General features: G+C 72.9%; 17 protein-coding genes. 9 read left to right on the top strand and 8 right to left on the bottom strand.

Annotation, left to right across the window (positions count from 1 at the left end):
- Positions 1 to 20 precede the first annotated feature (20 nt).
- The 4 genes from ACFY0I_RS11590 to ACFY0I_RS11575 all read left to right on the top strand — a co-directional run bounded on the left by ACFY0I_RS11590 (position 21) and on the right by ACFY0I_RS11575 (position 2,845).
- A complete protein-coding gene (locus ACFY0I_RS11590) occupies positions 21 to 269 on the top strand; it encodes a hypothetical protein (protein ID WP_388893266.1) in 249 nt (82 codons plus the stop codon).
- A gap of 149 nt (positions 270 to 418) precedes the next feature.
- Positions 419 to 1,414 (top strand): GlxA family transcriptional regulator, encoded by a 996-nt coding sequence (locus ACFY0I_RS11585; RefSeq protein ID WP_388893264.1) that lies wholly within the window; start codon positions 419 to 421, stop codon positions 1,412 to 1,414.
- A 141-nt stretch (positions 1,415 to 1,555) separates the two neighbouring features.
- Positions 1,556 to 2,179, top strand: coding sequence for a cysteine hydrolase family protein (locus tag ACFY0I_RS11580; RefSeq protein WP_388893262.1), 624 nt, complete (start codon positions 1,556 to 1,558; stop codon positions 2,177 to 2,179).
- Between the two features lie 234 nt (positions 2,180 to 2,413).
- The gene (locus ACFY0I_RS11575; protein WP_388893260.1) at positions 2,414 to 2,845 is read left to right on the top strand and encodes a pyridoxamine 5'-phosphate oxidase family protein; all 432 of its coding nucleotides are present in this window, start codon (positions 2,414 to 2,416) and stop codon (positions 2,843 to 2,845) included.
- A gap of 121 nt (positions 2,846 to 2,966) precedes the next feature.
- Here ACFY0I_RS11575 and ACFY0I_RS11570 read toward each other — a convergent pair whose 3' ends face one another.
- The 7 genes from ACFY0I_RS11570 to ACFY0I_RS11540 form a co-directional block, all read right to left on the bottom strand.
- The gene (locus ACFY0I_RS11570) at positions 2,967 to 4,364 is read right to left on the bottom strand and encodes an ATP-binding protein (protein ID WP_388893258.1); all 1,398 of its coding nucleotides are present in this window, start codon (positions 4,362 to 4,364) and stop codon (positions 2,967 to 2,969) included.
- Positions 4,361 to 5,083 (bottom strand): response regulator transcription factor, encoded by a 723-nt coding sequence (locus ACFY0I_RS11565; protein WP_388893256.1) that lies wholly within the window; start codon positions 5,081 to 5,083, stop codon positions 4,361 to 4,363. Before ACFY0I_RS11565 ends, ACFY0I_RS11570 begins: the two co-directional genes overlap by 4 nt.
- Positions 5,084 to 5,172: 89 nt before the next feature.
- Entirely contained in the window at positions 5,173 to 5,742 is a 570-nt protein-coding gene (locus ACFY0I_RS11560) for a hypothetical protein (RefSeq protein ID WP_388893254.1), read from the bottom strand.
- Complete coding sequence (locus tag ACFY0I_RS11555) at positions 5,739 to 6,548, bottom strand: thioredoxin family protein (RefSeq protein WP_388893252.1); 810 nt, start codon at positions 6,546 to 6,548, stop codon at positions 5,739 to 5,741. Before ACFY0I_RS11555 ends, ACFY0I_RS11560 begins: the two co-directional genes overlap by 4 nt.
- A gap of 342 nt (positions 6,549 to 6,890) precedes the next feature.
- Complete coding sequence (locus ACFY0I_RS11550) at positions 6,891 to 7,466, bottom strand: hypothetical protein (protein ID WP_388893250.1); 576 nt, start codon at positions 7,464 to 7,466, stop codon at positions 6,891 to 6,893.
- A gap of 283 nt (positions 7,467 to 7,749) precedes the next feature.
- The gene (locus ACFY0I_RS11545; protein WP_388893248.1) at positions 7,750 to 8,655 is read right to left on the bottom strand and encodes a CAP domain-containing protein; all 906 of its coding nucleotides are present in this window, start codon (positions 8,653 to 8,655) and stop codon (positions 7,750 to 7,752) included.
- 261 nt (positions 8,656 to 8,916) lie between these two features.
- Positions 8,917 to 9,948 (bottom strand): medium chain dehydrogenase/reductase family protein, encoded by a 1,032-nt coding sequence (locus ACFY0I_RS11540; RefSeq protein WP_388893246.1) that lies wholly within the window; start codon positions 9,946 to 9,948, stop codon positions 8,917 to 8,919.
- 158 nt (positions 9,949 to 10,106) lie between these two features.
- Between ACFY0I_RS11540 and ACFY0I_RS11535 the strand changes: the two genes are divergently transcribed.
- From ACFY0I_RS11535 to ACFY0I_RS11525, 3 genes are all read left to right on the top strand, one after another.
- Entirely contained in the window at positions 10,107 to 10,805 is a 699-nt protein-coding gene (locus ACFY0I_RS11535; RefSeq protein WP_388893244.1) for a TetR/AcrR family transcriptional regulator, read from the top strand.
- Complete coding sequence (locus ACFY0I_RS11530; protein ID WP_385574102.1) at positions 10,802 to 11,125, top strand: putative quinol monooxygenase; 324 nt, start codon at positions 10,802 to 10,804, stop codon at positions 11,123 to 11,125. The genes ACFY0I_RS11535 and ACFY0I_RS11530 overlap by 4 nt, the downstream gene beginning before the upstream one ends.
- A 175-nt stretch (positions 11,126 to 11,300) precedes the next feature.
- Complete coding sequence (locus ACFY0I_RS11525) at positions 11,301 to 11,666, top strand: PRC-barrel domain-containing protein (RefSeq protein WP_388893242.1); 366 nt, start codon at positions 11,301 to 11,303, stop codon at positions 11,664 to 11,666.
- A 238-nt stretch (positions 11,667 to 11,904) separates the two neighbouring features.
- Here ACFY0I_RS11525 and ACFY0I_RS11520 read toward each other — a convergent pair whose 3' ends face one another.
- The gene (locus ACFY0I_RS11520; RefSeq protein ID WP_388893240.1) at positions 11,905 to 12,519 is read right to left on the bottom strand and encodes a GNAT family N-acetyltransferase; all 615 of its coding nucleotides are present in this window, start codon (positions 12,517 to 12,519) and stop codon (positions 11,905 to 11,907) included.
- Positions 12,520 to 12,706: 187 nt separating this feature from the next.
- Here ACFY0I_RS11520 and ACFY0I_RS11515 point away from each other — a divergent pair, with 187 nt between their 5' ends.
- Both ACFY0I_RS11515 and ACFY0I_RS11510 read left to right on the top strand, forming a co-directional pair.
- The gene (locus ACFY0I_RS11515; protein WP_388893238.1) at positions 12,707 to 15,115 is read left to right on the top strand and encodes an ATP-binding cassette domain-containing protein; all 2,409 of its coding nucleotides are present in this window, start codon (positions 12,707 to 12,709) and stop codon (positions 15,113 to 15,115) included.
- A gap of 110 nt (positions 15,116 to 15,225) precedes the next feature.
- A complete protein-coding gene (locus ACFY0I_RS11510; RefSeq protein WP_388893236.1) occupies positions 15,226 to 17,103 on the top strand; it encodes a protein kinase in 1,878 nt (625 codons plus the stop codon).
- The last annotated feature ends 9 nt before the right edge of the window (positions 17,104 to 17,112 follow it).

Raw genomic sequence — 17,112 nt, 5'->3', positions numbered from 1 at the left:
GTGGAAGGAAGGGTATTCCCATGCATGCACAGAGAGCGAAGCGCCTGTTCGCGATTTCGGCTGCCGGCCTCCTGATGGCCGGTGGCGCCGCGATCGGCACCGCGGGTACGGCCGCGGCGGCAACCCCGTCGCACTCGGTCAGCTACCTCGCCGGTGGCGGCTGCGGCGGAGACTCCGACCACGGCGGCTGGTACAACAGCGGCTGGGACGACGATGACGACGACTGGGGCGGCTACGGCGGCCACGGTCACGGTCACGGCGACTACTGACCCCACCCCGCAGAGGAACGGTGCGCGGCCTCGCAAGGGCCGCGCACCGCTGTGTTTTCCGGGCCCGGATCACATCCGGCTGCCCGGATGTCCGAATGTGACAGGAAGCCGTCATTGCGGTCACGGGTGGCGGCCCCGAGGATGGGTCCATGCCCCTCACCCACCGCGTCGTCATCGCGGTCTTCCCCGACGTCGACCTCCTCGACGTCACCGGCCCCGCCGAGGTCTTCGCGCTGGCCAACCGGGAGACCGCGGGCCGCGCCGGCTACCGGGTCCGGCTCGCCGGACCGGCAGCGGGCGAGGTCCGGACGTCGGCCGGTGTGCGGTTGCTGGCCGACCTGGCCTTCGACGAGGTGGGCGGGCAGGTCGACACCCTGCTCGTGCCCGGCGCGGTGGACATGGGCGACGACGGCCCCCGGGCCCGCATCGACCCCGGTGTGGTGGCCTGGGTGAAGGACACCGCACCGCACGCGCGGCGGGTGGCGTCGGTGTGCGTGGGCGCGCACCTGCTGGCGGCGGCCGGACTGCTGGACGGGAGGACGGCGACGACGCATTGGTCGACGGCCGCCCAACTCGCCGCCGAGCATCCGGCCGTCACGGTCGACCCGGATCCGATCTTCGTCCGGACCGATCGTGGCCGGCTGTGGACGGGCGCCGGGATCAGCGCCTGCCTGGACCTCTCGCTCGCGCTGGTCGCCGAGGACCTCGGCGAGGACGTCGCGTTGGCGGTGGCCCGGCAGCTGGTGATGTACCTCAAGCGGCAGGGCGGGCAGAGCCAGTTCTCCGTACCGCTCAGCCGGCCCGCGTCCGCCCGTAGGGACATCGACGCACTGCGGCTGTGGATCGCCGACCACCTCGACGAGGACCTCTCGGCGGAAGTGCTCGCGGCCCGCATGTGCCTCAGTGAGCGGCACCTCGCCCGCGTCTTCAAACAGGAGACGGGCGCGAGTCCCGCCGCGTACGTCGAGGCCGCCCGGGTCGAGGTGGCCCGGCGGCTGCTGGAGACCACCGACAGTCCGGTCGAGCACGTAGCCGCCGCGGCCGGGCTCGGATCCGCGGAGACCCTGCACCGGGCCTTCCGGCGGCAACTCGCCACCACCCCGGCGGCCTACCGCCGCCGGTTCCGCACCACGGCGGGGACCTGACCCGCGCCGGGTCGTCCGCTCCACGCCTCGCCGTCCACCGCACGCCCCGCCCGGGCCGGGCGCACCGCTTCGCCATGCCCGCGCCCTGAAGCCCCGCATTCCTGAATTCCCGAAACCCCTGAAGCCCCTGAAAGGCACTCCATGAGCACGCTCACGCCCTCCACCACCCTGCGCGACGTCATCGGCCTGGACAACCGGCCGCCCGAGCTCGCCGCTTCCGTCCTGATCATGGTGGACTTCCAGAACACCTACCGGACCGGTGTCATGGCCCTCGAAGGCGTCGAGGAAGCCCTCGCGGCCGGCGCCCGTCTGCTGGAACGTGCCCGCGCCGCCGGTGCGCCGGTCGTCCACGTCCTCAACGACGGCGGCGAGGGCACCCCGTACGACATCCGCGCCCACATCGGAGCCATCAGTGACGAGGTCGCGCCGGTGGTCGGTGAGCCGGTGGTCGTCAAGCAGTTCCCCAACGCCTTCCACCTGACCGAACTGGAGCGGACCCTCACCGATCTGGGCGCGGCGCCGGGCAGCGGCAAGGACCTCGTCATCGCCGGCTTCATGACGCACATGTGCGTCAACTACACGGCCCAGGGCGCGTTCAACCTCGGCTACCGGCCGACCGTCGTCGCCGAAACCACCGCCACGCGGTCCCTCGCCGCTCCCGACGGGACCGTGCTGGCCGCCGGCGCGCTCCAGGCCGCCGCCCTGACCGGCATCACTGACCTGTTCGGCACGGTCGTCGCCACCGTGGACGAGCTCCCCGCCTGACCCCTACGGACCGGCTCCCGCCGCCCCGCTGGGGCCGGTCGTACGCGGCCGACCGGGGCCCGGGACACATCGGCGAACGGCACGCCGGCGGTTCGGTGGTGAGGGCGTACGACCCCTCCGGCCGGCATCCTGGTAGCCGCCCGCCCCCGGGGCGGTCCGCTCGCCCCGCGGGAATGCGCGGGGGCGGGGCGCGGTTGCCCCGGCACAGGTTCTTCCCTCCCGAAGGAGCGTTCCGTGCCGCTTTCTCCCGCCGAACGCGAGGAGTTCCTCGCCGAAGCCCACATCGCCGCGTTCGCCGTGGACGCCGGTTCCGAAGGGGACCGGGCCCCGCTGACGGTCCCGATCTGGTACCAGTACTCCCCCGGCGGCGACATCTGGATCATGACGGGCCGGGACTCCCGCAAGGCCGCGCTGATCACGGCCGCGGGCCGGTTCAGCCTGATGGTCGACCGGGTCGAGCCGACGATCCGCTACGTGGCGGTGGAGGGGCCGGTCCTGTCGACGGAGCCGGCGACCCGCGAGCGGCTGACGGAGCTCGCCGCCCGGTACCTGCCGGCGGAGAAGGTCGAGGGCTACGTCGACTTCGCGTGGAAGGAGCACGGCGAGCAGATCGTCGTCCACATGCGCCCGCAGCGCTGGGTGAGCTCGGACCTCGGCCAGGTCTGAGCCCGCTGCGCGGGGTCGGGCCGTCCCGTCCGGCAGCCGACCCCTGGGACGGGTGCGGCGCGCCCTCGCGTCCTGGACGGTCCGTCCGACCGGGAGCGCGCCGCACCGGCAACCCGTACGGTCAGCGGCGGCGCAGCCAACCCGGGCGTCTGCGGGAGGTGCGGGGGCCTCGTTCCGAGGGAAGGGGCGGGGCGAGGGCGAACGTCACGGTGATGTGCGCGCCCCCGCGCGGGCCGAGGGCGATGCGCAGGGAGCCGCCGGTGACGTCCGCGGCCCGCCGGGCGATGTCGAGGCCGAGCCCCGATGAGCCGCTGCTGGCGCCGCGGGACAGCGCCCGGTCCGGTTCCGGGATGCCCGGTCCGGAGTCCTCCACGACGAGTTCCACGGCCTGCGCCGTGCGTGCGACGCGGACACCGAACGGGGTCCCGGACGCGGTGTGTCGAAAGACGTTGCCGATGAGCGCGTCGACGACGGCGGCGAGGTCGTCGTCGGACAGGCCGACGGCCGTTGGCTCCTGGGTGAGTTCGACGGCGCAGGGCCGGTTCTGCTGCTCGGCCAGGATCTCCCAGAAGGCGGTCCGGCGCCGGACCACGTCGGCGGCCTCGCAGCGGGGGCCGTCGCCGTGGGAGGCGTGCGGGTCCGTGTGGAGGTCCGTGCCGAGCAGGCCGTGGCCCATCGGGCCGACGGCGAGCGGGGTGCGGGCCGCCGTGATGATGGCTTCGAGTTCCGTCTCCAGTTCGGCGACCGCGGCCTCGACCCTGGCCGACTCAGGAGTGCCGGCCATGCGTTCCGAGGCCAGGTGCAGGGCGGTCAGCGGGGTCCGCAGCCGGTGCGACAGGTCGGCGACCAGTTCGCGTTCGACGGCGAGCAGTTCGGTCATCCGGTGGGCCATGGCGTTGAAGGCGACGCCCGCCTCGCGCAGTTCCCGGGGACCCATCGGGTCCACGCGGGCTTCGAGGTCTCCCTCCCCCAGCGCGCGCGAGGCCTGTGCGAGCCGCCTGGAGGACCGTACGACCTTCGCGCCGAGCCGGTCGGCGACCATGACGGAACCGGCGACGAGCCCGATGGCGAGGAGGACCATGACGGCCCAGGAGGCCTTCACCCCGCGGGTCAGGTCCTCCTCGGGGACGAAGTTCTCGATGACGGCGACCCGGTCGCCGGGCAGTACCACCGGCTGCAGGGACGTCCAGCCTGCGGGGATCTCCTGGGAGATGGACTCGCGTCCCTGTTGTGCCCGTTTCAGCAGTTCCGCGGGGGCGTGGGAGGTGCCGAGGGGTGGTGCGTCCGGCAGGTGGATCACCAGGTGTTCCGTCGCGTCGAGTCCCGCGACGGACTCCCGCAGGGCGGACGGGTCGGTGGTCAGCGTCAGGACGGGGGCGAGGGCGGCGGCGCGTTGTTCGGCGGCGGTGACGCTCTGCTCCTTGACCAGCGACATGACGAGTGCGGCCAGCGGTATCAGGAAGGACAGCGCGACCATGGACGTCACGGCGAGCGCGACTCCGGCCAGTGAGCGTCTCAACGCGGTGCCACCAGTTTGATGCCGACGCCCCGGACGGTCAGCAGGTAGCGCGGGGCCGCGGCGCGTTCACCGAGCTTGCGGCGCAGGGACGACAGGTGGACGTCCACGGTCTGGTCGTCCACGTAGGGCTCGCGCCAGACCTCGCTCAGCAGCCGGCGTTTGGAGACGACCTGCCCGGTGTGGTGGGCGAGGAAGGCCAAGAGGTCGAACTCCCTCCGGGTGAGGTGCAGTTCCAGCCCGGCCAGGTGTGCGGTGCGGGCGGCGGGGTCGACGGCGAGTTCGCCGACGGTGGTCGCCCGCAGCGGTTCGGCGGCCGGTGCCGGTCCGGGGCCGGCGCTCGGGTGGGCCGGCGGGACGTGGCTGGTGCGGCGCAGGACCGCGGAGAGCCGGGCGATGAGCTGGCCGCCGGAGAACGGTTTGACCAGGTAGTCGTCGGCGCCCGCGTTGAGGAGCTTGATGATCTCCGTCTCGTCGTCGCGGGCGGTGGCCACGAGGACGGGTACGGAGGAGATGCCGCGGATCATGCGCAGGGCGTCTCCCCCGTCCAGGTCGGGCAGTCCGAGGTCGAGGACCACCGCGTCGACGGATATCTGGGTGATCTCCCGCAGGGCGCCGAAACCGTCGCCCACGCTCCGCACGGCATACCCGTGTTCCGACAGGACCTCGATGAGTGACTGGCGGATGCTGGGGTCGTCTTCCACGACGAGGACGCTGGGCATGGGGACACCTTAGGTGCTGGGCCGCGGGAGGTCGTGGGCAGCCGGCGGGCAGCCGGCGCCACGGCTCGGGACGCGTCCGCGGCCCCCTGCTACGGCGCGGCGGGCGTGGCGCCGGCGGCGGTGACGCGCAGGTGGACGGGGTGGTCGGTGACCGGGATGGTGCAACCTTCCCCGGTGCTGCAGCTCGCGTACCCGAACAGGACGGTCGCGTCCCCGTCGGCTCCGGCGCGGACGGGCAGGGTGAGGGTGACCGGGCCGTCCGGGTAGACGGGTACGGGTGCGTCGACGCCGGGCAGGCTGATGTCACGCGCCTCCGCGCCGGCCTTCGGTTCGCCCGCCGCGGCGAGGGCGCCGGTGACGTTCATCGAGGTGGGCCTGCCCACGCCCTCGATGCCGGTGGCCGGCAGCTCCGTGCTGTAGAGGTGGAAGCCCTCCTCCGGGGTGAACACGGCGGTCAGGGTGCCCTTCGATGCCTGCCAGTCGGACACCGAGAGGGCCACGGTGACGCCGTTCTCCGTGAAGCGGGTCACGGGAGCGGGAGCGTTGGCCTCCGGGGACTGCCCGCCGCAAGCGGTGAGCGGCGCGATCAGGGCGAGGACGGCCGCCGCCACGCGGGTGAGGACGGCCCGGCGGGGCCTGTGCGTACCCGGCCGTCTCATGATGCCCACTGGCGCAGGAAGGCATTGAGCCCCTCCGCGGTCAGGGACGGATTGCCCGTGGCGTGGGTGTCGGTGCGCACCGTGCCGGACGGCGACAGGACGACCAGGACGGGCATCTTGTAACTGCCGCCCCCGGGGCTGTACTTGCGCAGGAGCGCCGAGGCGGCGGAGCTGCTGCCGCCGATGTCGATCTTGACCATGTGGTACGACTCCCCGAGCAGGGCCGCCGTCTGCGGCTGCGCGAACACCTTGTCGGCCGCCTTGCAGTTGCCGCACCAGTTGGCGCCGAAGTCGAGCAGGACCATCCGCCCGTCGGCCTTGGCCGCGCGCAGCGCCGCGTCGACCTGCGCCTGCCCGACCGAACCGTCGTAGCCGGGCCCGGGTATCCGACCGGCGGGCGCGGGCGCGGCCGAGGTCCGGGGCGGCTGGGAGGGGGTACGGGAGGGGGTTGCCGTCCTGGTCCTGGACGGCGTCGGCGAGGAGCCGGTCGGGGTGCTCGCGGACGTGGAGGGCGAGGCCGGGGGCGTCGTACTCGGGGACGCCGACGCGGATGCCGACGCGGAAGCGGATGCGGATGCGGACTCGGACGCGGACGGGGACGGGGCCTCGGAGGACGGGACCGGGGACGATCCGGCGACGGACGCCGCGGCGGCGCCGACGGGCGGGGCGGACGTTCCGCAGGCGGCGGTCAACCCCGCCACGACCACGGCTGCGGCGACCAGCGGCAGGCGCGCCCCCGGGCGGCCGGCTGATCCCGGCTGTGCGTCGCGGCGGGCGCGGACGGTTCGGAGCAGGCGAGGACTCATGGCGAAGACACCCCAAGGCACGGTTCGGACGGCGGGAGGGGCGACGACGCCTCCCGACTCGGTGAAACCGACGGCCCGATGGATCGCCGGGCCGTCACGCCCGGGACGCCGAGGCCGCTCGGCTGACGCGAGCCTAGGGCCCCGCGCCCCGTCCCGGGCCGTCCGGGGCCGATCTTGAGGTTGCCCTAAGGAAGAGCTCACCTTCCGCTTCGACGGAACCCGGTGATCGGCGCGCGTAAGCCTCCTCCGTGTACGAAAGGGGACGGGAGCGACGGATGGCGCGGATCGGACGCGGCGGCGGTCGATCGCTCCCCCACCCCCCGAACCGGAAGGAGTTCGGGCTCAGAACGACGTCTCGCGGACGCTCGCCTTCGCCACCGGGTCGATCGTCGCCGTGATGACCGACCGGTGGTCCCCGCCGCTGAACGTGACCGTGAGGGTGTCGTCGGACGTCTGTGACGTGGTGGCCTTGAAGCCCCGGCCGGGAACCGCCGAGATCAGGCACACGCCGCGGGCGCCGTAGCGGACCGTGGCCTTGCCGCCCTGGGAGGGGATGGTGTGCAGCCCCGGCCCGCCCTCCTGGCAGTCGACGGCGGGCTTGGGCGCGGGCGCCTTGGTGGTGGTCGGCGGGGCCTTCGGGGAGGTGCTGGGGGACGCCGAGGGCGACGGCCGCTCCGATGCGGAGGGCGAGCCGCTCCCGGACGGGGTGCCGGAAGCGGAGGGGGACGGCGGCCCGCTCGTCGGCGCCGTCACCGCTTCCCAGGCCGGCGGGGACTCCACGACCGTCGGGGCGGAGCGGGCCACCGGGGGCGTGTGCCGGGTCGAGCCGACCACGAACTGGACCGTGGCGAGCACGGCGGTCACGCTGGTGGCCGTGCACGACAGCCATATGAGCAAGTAGCGCGGAATTCGGGGCACGGCCCCATAGTGACCGACGGACCGGGCCGCCCGTCACCGCCTCCCCCCTTCCCCGGCGGGCCGCCCCTCGCCGCCGACGCGCCGGAGCGGGCGCGCGGGAGCGTCGGGCGCGCGGGCCGTGGACGCGCGGACCGTGAACGCAGACGTCCTCCGGGCCCGCGAACGGGCCGGAGGACGTCTGCCGCGCGGCGGCCGTACCTGGGGGCTTGACGGCCGCCGGGACGTTTCCTACTGCGGGTTCCCACCTCGGTTCTCCACTTCGGCGGTACTCCGCTTCGGTCTCCTACTTCGGTGCGCCGAAGTTCTGCGTCCACCACGGGCCGCCGTCGCCCTTGTGGACGCCTATGCCGATCTCCCGGAACGCGCAGTTGAGGATGTTCGCCCGGTGGCCGGAGCTGTTCATCCAGGCCGACATGACCGCGGCGGCGTCGGCCTGGCCGCGGGCTATGTTCTCGCCCAGCCGGGACCAGGCGTAGCCGGCGGCCTCCACGCGGGTCGTCATGGTCGAGCCGTCGGGTCCGGTGTGGGACATGACGCCGCTGCGCGCCATGGTGTCGCTGTACGCCCGGGCCGCGGAGTTCAGCTTGGCGTTCGCGGTCAGCGGGCCGCAGCCGGCCGTCGCGCGCTCCTTGTTGACCAGGGCGAGGACCGCGGACTCGGAGTCCCCGGAGGCGCTGCCACCGGACCCGCCGGACCCGCCGGAAGTGCTGCCGGAGCCGCCCGATCCGCCCGAGGTTCCGCCGCCGGTCGGGGCGGTCGTACGCGTCGGCTTGCCGGCATCGGGGGCCTTCGGCTTGACCGGGGCGTCACCGTTCGCCGCCGCGGGCTTCGTGGGCGCGGCGGAGCCGGAGGTGGTGGCCGCGGGCGGCGTGGCGGGCATCGAGCCCGACGCGGCGGCGGCCTCGGCGCTGAGCGACGGGGAGGGGGAGGCCGGCGTGGTCGTGGGCGTCGCCGACGCCTCGCCGCCGCCGGGGAGGTCACCGGGGGCCGTCGTCGCGGCCTGCCGACCGGTGGTTCCTTCGGCACGGTCCACTCGCGAGCCGCCGTCGGAGTCGGCCACGGCGACGCCGACCGCGACCGCCGCGGCCGCCGACGCCGCGGTGACGGACAGGACGATGCGGGTGCGCACCGTCTTCTTCCGTCGTGCGTCGATCCGGGACGGCGTTGCGGGAGTTCGGCTGCGACTCATGCCTGTAGCACCTCACAGAGAGAGGGGAGGGGGGTGGTGCGAACGAGACTAGGGCGGTGATCAGCGAAAAGAGCGCCAGTAAGGGGTACTTCACCTTCCCTTAAGGAAGCCCGCAGAGTCGGATCAGGAACAACTCGGGTCAAACACCGCGCACATGGCAGATGGCGATACCGTCGCGTGGGCGGCTGTGGCGACGGCCCCCGTGCGCGACGCCCCCGGCGCCGAGGGCGCAATGGGTGTCGCGGGGACACCGCAGAGTGCTCAGGGCACGAGGACGACCTTGCCGGCGACCGTGCCCGATTCGGCCAGGCGCATCGCCTCGGCGGCGCGGGCGAGCGGGATCTCGGCGGCCACCTTCGCGGTGATCTCGCCGCGCTGGAGGGCGGCGAACACCTGGGTGAGGTCGGAGCGCAGGCGGGCGCGGAACCGGTCCTTGGCGTAGGCCCGGCCGGCCCACACGTTGAAGAAGTAGGCGCTGCGGCCGTTGGGCAGCGCGTTCCACCACCACACCCGGCCCAGCAGCCGCAGGACGGGCCAGGAGCCGGAGCCCTCGTCGTCGCGGGTGGCGGCGCTGCCGTACGAGACGAGGGTGCCGCCGGGGGCCAGGAGCCGCCAGGAGTCGACGATCCCGTCCCCGCCGACGTGGTCGAAGACGGCGTCCACCCCTGTGGGAGCGAGTACGCGGACGCGTGCGGCGACGTTGCCCGAGCGGTAGTCGACCGGTTCGACACCCAGGGCCCGCAGCGCGTCGTGGTGGCGGGAGGACGCGGTGCCGATCACCCGGATTCCCGCAGCGAGCGCCAGTTGCACCAGGATCGACCCGACGCCGCCGTTGGCGCCGTGGACGAGGACGGTGCCCCCGGCGCGGACGTCGGCCTTGCGGTGGAGCATCTGCCAGGCGGTGATGCCGTTGACCACCGCGGTCTCCGCCGCCGCCGCCGTGACGCCCGCGGGCACCTCCACCGCGTCGGCGGCGTCCACCACGACGTGGCTGGCCCAGCCCCCGGTCTTCGTCATGACGGCCACCCTCCTGCCGAGCAGGTCCGACGCCACGCCCGGTCCGGCGGCCTGGACCGTGCCCACCAGGTCGTAGCCGGGGACGAACGGGAACTCGGGCTGGTCGTAGTAGCGGCCGCGACGCATCTGCTGCTCGGCGAAGGACACGCCGGTGGCCTCCATCGCGATCAGCAGCTGTCCCGCGCCGGGCTCCGGCACGGGACGGCGGTGCAGTTCCAGTCCTTCCGGCTCGACCTTGCCCGGCAGCAGGACCTCGACGCGCTCGATGGTGTTCATGACGACCTCCGCTTGTTTGAGCCTCTTATGTTCGTTAGAAGCTATAACCAGAGTGGGCGTCGTCGGCACCGCTGTCAAGCGGTCGACGCGATCGGAAACTAGAGGCCTTGCCGTTGGTGATACGTTCTAACCATCGACTGGATGGAGAGGCGACGACCATGACCGCAAGCACCACGACCCCGCGTGAGCGGTACCGCCAACAGGTCCGCACCGAGGTCAAGGAGAAGGCCTGGCAGCAGATCGCCGGCTCCGGTGCCTCCGCCCTGTCGCTCAACGCCATCGCCAAGCAGATGGGCATGAGCGGACCCGCGCTCTACCGGTACTTCGCCAACCGCGACGAACTGATCACGGAACTCGTCACGGACGCGTACCGCAGCCTCGCCGACACCTTCGCCGCCGTGACCACGGACGGAACCGGACCCGAGCGCCTCGCCGCGCTGGCGGCGGCGCTCCGCGGCTGGGCCGTGGCGGACCCGCACCGCTACTTCCTCATCTACGGGACCCCGGTCCCCGGCTACCACGCTCCGGACGACGTCACCGCGATCGCGTCGGAGATGATGTCCGTCCTGCTGGACGCCTGCGCCGCGGCCATCGGGGCCGAACCCGGGGCAGCTCCCGGCGCCGGAACCGGCGCCCGCGACCTCGACGCGCACCTGGCGGGCCACCGGGAGTGGGCCGACAGCCACCCGGACGCACCGCCGGCGGCCCTGCGCACGGCCCTCGCCTTCTGGAGCCGCCTGCACGGCGCCCTCTCCCTGGAACTGGCGGGCCACTTCACCGGCATGGGACTGGACCCGGCCCTGCTGTTCGCGGCGGAGGTGGCCGCGCTGACGTCCCCGCCTACAATGACCAAATGATCTTCATTGTGGTGAAATTCGCCGTCAAGCCCGCATACGTCGACCAGTGGCCCGAGCTGGTCTCCGACTTCACCCGCGCCACCCGGGCCGAGCCCGGAAACCTGTGGTTCGAGTGGTCGCGCAGCCTGGAGGAGCCCGACACCTACGTGCTGGTCGAGGCGTTCCGGGACGACGCCGCGGAGGCCCACGTCACCTCGGAGCACTTCCGCGCCGCACTGGAAACCATGCGCCCGTTGGTCACCCGTACGCCGGACATCGTCAGCACCACCATCGAGGGCGCCGACGGCTGGAGCCGGATGGGCGAACTCCAGGTCGACTGACCGCCCTCCGCCGGTGAGCGGCCTGCCGGGGATTTCCTCCGGGTGGGGCGTGTAGGGCCCGACCCCCTGGGCAAGCGAGGAATCGGAACGGGACGGAATTCGTTCCGACGGACCACCGATAAAGGGGTGCGGCAGCAATTCGACCGCGCCCGCAAACCGGAGGAGTTGTTTTCGCGTGACCGAGAACATGTGGAATTACCGTTCGACGTCGGGCCACCTCACGGGCGCCGATCTGTCCGGCTACAAGGTCGAGGCCACGGACGGCGGCATCGGCAAGGTCGACAAGCACAACGACGAGGCCGGAGACGCCTACCTGGTGGTCGACACCGGCGTCTGGATCTTCGGCAAGGAGGTCCTGCTCCCCGCGAGCACGGTGATCAGCATCAACGCGGACGAGCAGAAGATCTACGTCGACCGGACGCGGGCGCAGGTCAAGGACGCCCCCGAGTTCCACCGGGACCAGCACTTGGCGGACCCGCAGTACCGCGAGGAGATCGGGATCTACTACGGCATCGGCGGCCCGTTCGGCCGCCCCCTGTAATCCCGAATCCCGGCCGACAGGCGTGCGCGCGGGGCCCCGACTCATCGAGTCGGGGCCCCGTCGTCGTGCCCGGGCGGCCCGCCGCACGGGGAAACCCGGTCCACGGGGCACAGAAAACGGGGAGGGGTGTGTGCCCCGGGCCGGGCCCGGCGGCCGGGAGGCCGCTCTCACTCATCGGCCGCCACTCCCAGAGTAGGCACAACTCGGGCACATCGGTCACCGGAGGGCGAGGCGCGGGTCAGCGGCCCGGAAAGGGGCGCCGATCGGGACGCGGTGCGTCGCGTCGCAGGTCGAGGCGCATCAGCACCCTGGGGTGCCCGGCCAGTACCGACGTGGTGTCCGAGACGTGCGAGAACCCCGCGCGTTCGAAGTTCTTCCGGATCCCGGCGTACGCCATCGTCATGTCGACCCTGGCGTCCCCGCTGTCGAGGGGGTACGCCTCGACCACCGGCGCCCCGTGGGCCCGGGCGAAGTCCACGGCGCCGGCGATGAGCGCGTGCGAGACGCCCTTGCCCCGGTACCCGGGACGGACCCGGACGCACCAGAGGGACCAGACCGGCAGGTCGTCCACCCGCGGGATGGTGCGGCTGCGGGCGAAGGAGGTGTCCGAGCGGGGTGCCACGGCGGCCCAGCCGACCGGCTCCTCGCCCTCGTACGCGAGGACCCCGGGAGGGGTCGGCGTACGACAGAGCGCGGCGACGTGTTCGCCGCGGGCCGGGCCGCGCAGCTCGTTGTTGAGCTTGGACGGGATCCGGTAGCTCAGGCACCAGCACACGTTGGCGGTGGCCGATTTCGGGCCGAGCAGGGTCCGGACGTCCGCGAAGACCGAAGCCGGACGAACCTCGATGGTCATGGCCCCACCCTCGCACGGCCTCCGGTAGGCCGTCACGCGTTCCCCGCGGGGCGGCGGGAACCGGTCACGAATCGAGAAGCCCGGGTCCGCGGACCCGGGCTAACGTAACGGACATGAGCACCGCCGCGGCGCCCGAGGCCGACGGGGTCCGCTCCGCAGGCCCCGTACGCATCAGCAGGGAGACACGATGAGCAAGGCCAAGAGGGCGGACGCCCCGTCGTCCGCGTCGCACGCAGCCGACGGCCACGACCTGATCCGCGTGCACGGAGCGCGCGTGAACAACCTCAAGGACGTCAGCGTCGAGCTCCCGAAGCGCCGGCTGACCGTGTTCACCGGCATCTCGGGGTCGGGCAAGAGCTCGCTCGTGTTCGGCACGATCGCGGCGGAGTCGCAGCGGCTGATCAACGAGACGTACAGCGCGTTCGTGCAGGGGTTCATGCCGACCCTGGCGCGACCCGAGGTCGACGTGCTCGAAGGGCTGACGACGGCGATCATCGTCGATCAGCAGCGGATGGGTGCCGACCCGCGTTCCACCGTGGGCACCGCCACCGACGCGAACGCGATGCTGCGCATCCTCTTCAGCCGGCTCGGCCGACCGCACATCGGCTCGCCCAACGCGTACTCGTTCAACGTGCCCTCGGTCCGCGCGAGCGGCGCCGTCACGGTGGAGCGGGGCGCCGGCACCAGGACCGTGAAGCAGACCTTCAGCCGGACCGGCGGCATGTGCCCGCGCTGCGAGGGTCGGGGCGCGGTGTCCGACATCGACCTCACCCAGCTGTACGACGACACCAAGTCGATCTCCGAGGGCGCCTTCACCATCCCCGGTTGGAAGTCGGACAGCTGGTGGACCGTGCGGCTGTACGCCGAGTCCGGGTTCCTCGACCCCGACAAGCCGATCCGCAAGTACACCAAGAAGGAGATGCAGGACTTCCTGTACCGGGAGCCGACCAAGGTGAAGGTCGAGGGCGTGAACCTCACCTACGAGGGGCTCATCCCGAAGATCCAGAAGTCGTTCCTGTCCAAGGACCGGGAGGCGATGCAGCCGCACATCCGGGCGTTCGTGGACCGGGCGGTCACCTTCACGGCCTGTCCCGAGTGCGGGGGCACCCGACTCAGCGAGGGCGCCCGGTCCTCGAAGATCAAGAAGATCAACATCGCCGAGGCGTGCGCGATGCAGATCAGCGACCTGGCGGACTGGGTCGCCGGTCTCGACGAGCCCTCCGTGGCGCCGCTGCTGACGACGCTGCGCCAGACCCTCGACTCGTTCGTGGAAATCGGACTCGGCTACCTCTCGCTGGACCGCGCGTCGGGCACCCTGTCGGGCGGCGAGGCGCAGCGCGTCAAGATGATCCGCCACCTCGGGTCCTCCCTCACCGACACCACGTACGTGTTCGACGAGCCCACCACGGGCCTGCACCCGCACGACATCCAGCGGATGAACGCCCTGCTGCTGCGGCTGCGCGACAAGGGCAACACGGTGCTGGTGGTCGAGCACAAGCCGGAGACGATCGCGATCGCCGATCACGTCGTCGACCTCGGCCCGGGCGCCGGTTCGGCCGGCGGCACCGTCTGCTTCGAGGGCACCGTCGAAGGGCTGCGGACCGGCGGCACGATCACGGGGCGCCACTTCGACGACCGGGCCTCTTTGAAGGAGAGCGTGCGCAAGCCGACGGGCGCCCTGGAGGTGCGGGGCGCCGCGACGCACAACCTGCGCGACGTGGACGTGGACATCCCGCTCGGCGTGCTGGTCGTCGTCACCGGGGTCGCCGGTTCCGGCAAGAGCTCGCTGGTGCACGGTTCGTTGCCGAAGCACGCGGGGGCCGTGGGCGAGGGCGTGGTGTCCATCGACCAAGGGGCGATCCGCGGCTCGCGGCGCAGCAACCCGGCGACGTACACCGGGCTGCTCGACCCGATCCGCAAGGCGTTCGCGAAGGTCAACGGCGTGAAGCCGGCGCTGTTCAGCGCGAACTCCGAGGGTGCCTGCCCGAACTGCAACGGCGCGGGCGTCATCTACACCGACCTGGCGATGATGGCCGGCGTGGCCACCACCTGCGAGGAGTGCGAGGGGAAGCGGTTCGACGCGTCGGTGTTGGAGTACCGGCTCGGCGGCCGCGACATCAGCGAGGTGCTCGCGATGTCGGTGACCGAGGCGGAGGAGTTCTTCGGGGCGGGCGAGGCGCGCACGCCGGCCGCGCACAGGATCCTGGAGCGGCTGGCGGACGTCGGTCTCGGCTACCTCAGCCTCGGGCAGCCGCTCACGACGCTGTCGGGCGGCGAGCGGCAGCGGCTCAAGCTGGCCACCCACATGGCGGAGAAGGGGGGCGTCTACATCCTCGACGAGCCCACCGCCGGCCTGCACCTGGCCGACGTCGAGCAGCTCCTGGGGCTGCTCGACCGGCTCGTCGCATCGGGCAAGTCCGTCATCGTCGTCGAACACCACCAGGCCGTGATGGCGCACGCCGACTGGATCATCGACCTGGGGCCGGGGGCCGGTCACGACGGCGGCCGGATCGTCTTCGAGGGCACCCCCGCCGACCTCGTCGCGGACGGGTCCACCCTCACCGGCCAACACCTCGCCGCGTACGTGGGCGCCTGACGGACGGCCCGCAGGGTCCGAGGCGCAATCCCCTTACTGGATCCGGCCGTTGCCGTTCCCGACCCATCGGGTAGTTTTCTGGAAACCGAATCCGATGCGATGGGGCTGACGTGTTAGAGCTGACGGGCAGCGGTGCCAAACCGCTGGAGGCCGAGGACCCGCGTCGGATCGGACCGGTACCCCTGGCGGGCCGGCTCGGAGCCGGTGGCATGGGGCGGGTGTACCTCGGGGTCCACGAGGGCCGGTACGTGGCCGTCAAGCAGTTGCTGCCCTCGGTGGTCGGCGAGGACGAGGACTTCCTGCGCCGCTTCGGGCACGAGCTGGACAACCTGGCCCGGCTGCCCGAAGGGGCGACGGCTCCGCTCCTCGCGAGCGACCGCACCGCGCGGCCCCCGTGGTTCGCCACCGCCTACGTGCCCGGCCTCACGCTCAAGGAGGCCGTCGAGCTGAACGGCGGCCCGCTGCCCGCGCGGGCGCTGTGGCTGCTCCTGCGCGAGGCCGCCACGGGGCTGGAGGCCGTGCACGCGTTGGGGATGGTCCACCGGGACCTGAAACCGTCCAACGCCATGCTGACGCTCGACGGGCTCACCCTGATCGACTTCGGCGTCGCCCGGGCCGCCGAACAGAGCCAGTTGACCCGGACCGGCATGGTCGTGGGCACTCCCGCCTACATGGCGCCCGAGCAGGCCTCGGGCAAGCGGGGGGTGAGCGGTGCGACCGACGTGTTCGCGCTGGGTTCGGTGCTCGCGTACGCGGCCTCGGGCCGGCCGCCGTTCGGCGACGAGTCGGGGCACGGGGTGCTGTACCGCATCGTCCACGAGGAACCGGACCTGGAGCCCCTGCGTGAGCTGGACGCGGAGCTCGCCGAGCTCGTCGCGGCCTGCCTCGACAAGGACCCCGAGGCGCGACCCACCGCTGCCGACCTCCTCGAACGCGCCTCCCGGCGCGGGCCGTTCACCGCGCCGCTGTGGCCGCACGCCATCGCCGCGCGACTGACGGAGCGGGCCGCCTTCGCGGCCGAGGTGCGCGCACCCGACGTCCCCACGCTGCCGCTCACGGGCCGGGCGTCCGCCCCGGAGCCGGCCGGTCCGGGCAGGGGCCCCGAGGCCGAGGCCACCCCGGCCGCCGCGGCCCCCACCGGGCGGCCCGAGCCGCGTGAGAAGCGCCGCCGCACCCGCGTGCTGTTCGCCGTGGTCCCCGTCGTGATCGTCGCGGGTGGTACGACGCTCGCCATCCAACTGCTGCCCTACACCATCCCCCCGCAGGCCAAGGCCCAGAACACCCCGCTCCCCCCGATGTCGGCGCCGGCGGGTACGACGCCGCCCCCGTCCACCACGGGGAGCGCGAGTCCCTCCGGCTCGCCCTCGCCCGGCCAGTCGTCGTCCCAGGGGCAGCCGCCCGTGGCCGACGGGCAGGCGAACGGGCAGGTAGGAGCCTCCGGTCCCCCGGTCGCCCTCCCCGGCAACGCCTCATCCGGGCCCGGCAACGGCGGTGCCGCCGGCGCCCCGAACGGCGCGGGTGGCGCCGGCGGCGCGGTGGGTGGCTCGGCGAACGGCGCCGGCGGCGCGGGTACACCCCCTGCCGGCGGCGGCACGTCCACGCCGCCCCCCGCCCCGCGGCCCCCGCAGTCCGGGACCGGCCACTACCGCAACGGCGACAACGGTCGCTGCATCACTCAGGTGTTCGGGTCCTCGGACCACGGCAGTTGCTCGGACTCGACCGCCCGGTGGACCGTACAGGGCAGGCAGGACGGCACGTTCAAGCTCGTCAACCAGCAGAGCGGCCAGTGCCTGTACTCCAACGGGCTCGGCCAGGCCGTCTTCGTGGGCGACTGCGCGCAGGACATCGGCCGACTGTGGCGTGCCGGCGCGGGCGGCAGTCTGCGGAGCGAGTTGGGCGGCGGCTGCCTGGACCTCGCCATGCAGAGCGGTCTCGTCACGAAGTCGTGCACCGGGCCCGCCTCCCAACGGTGGACGCGGGAGGCCTGAGAGCCGGAC

The organism is Streptomyces sp. NPDC001568 (genome assembly GCF_042893755.1).
In the GTDB taxonomy this organism is placed as follows: Bacteria; Actinomycetota; Actinomycetes; order Streptomycetales; family Streptomycetaceae; genus Streptomyces.
The sequence above is the reverse complement of the archived record's forward strand: the minus strand, read 5'-3'. Positions and strand labels throughout refer to the sequence as shown.

Coding starts and splice junctions, on each gene's coding strand:
- ACFY0I_RS11545 (WP_388893248.1), bottom strand. CDS start 8,655: ATGAGTCGCAGCCGAACTCCCGCAACGCCGTCCCGGATCGACGCACGA.
- ACFY0I_RS11565 (WP_388893256.1), bottom strand. CDS start 5,083: ATGCCCAGCGTCCTCGTCGTGGAAGACGACCCCAGCATCCGCCAGTCA.
- ACFY0I_RS11560 (WP_388893254.1), bottom strand. CDS start 5,742: ATGAGACGGCCGGGTACGCACAGGCCCCGCCGGGCCGTCCTCACCCGC.
- ACFY0I_RS11520 (WP_388893240.1), bottom strand. CDS start 12,519: ATGACCATCGAGGTTCGTCCGGCTTCGGTCTTCGCGGACGTCCGGACC.
- ACFY0I_RS11585 (WP_388893264.1), top strand. CDS start 419: ATGCCCCTCACCCACCGCGTCGTCATCGCGGTCTTCCCCGACGTCGAC.
- ACFY0I_RS11590 (WP_388893266.1), top strand. CDS start 21: ATGCATGCACAGAGAGCGAAGCGCCTGTTCGCGATTTCGGCTGCCGGC.
- ACFY0I_RS11530 (WP_385574102.1), top strand. CDS start 10,802: ATGATCTTCATTGTGGTGAAATTCGCCGTCAAGCCCGCATACGTCGAC.
- ACFY0I_RS11540 (WP_388893246.1), bottom strand. CDS start 9,948: ATGAACACCATCGAGCGCGTCGAGGTCCTGCTGCCGGGCAAGGTCGAG.
- ACFY0I_RS11580 (WP_388893262.1), top strand. CDS start 1,556: ATGAGCACGCTCACGCCCTCCACCACCCTGCGCGACGTCATCGGCCTG.
- ACFY0I_RS11555 (WP_388893252.1), bottom strand. CDS start 6,548: ATGAGTCCTCGCCTGCTCCGAACCGTCCGCGCCCGCCGCGACGCACAG.
- ACFY0I_RS11535 (WP_388893244.1), top strand. CDS start 10,107: ATGACCGCAAGCACCACGACCCCGCGTGAGCGGTACCGCCAACAGGTC.
- ACFY0I_RS11515 (WP_388893238.1), top strand. CDS start 12,707: ATGAGCAAGGCCAAGAGGGCGGACGCCCCGTCGTCCGCGTCGCACGCA.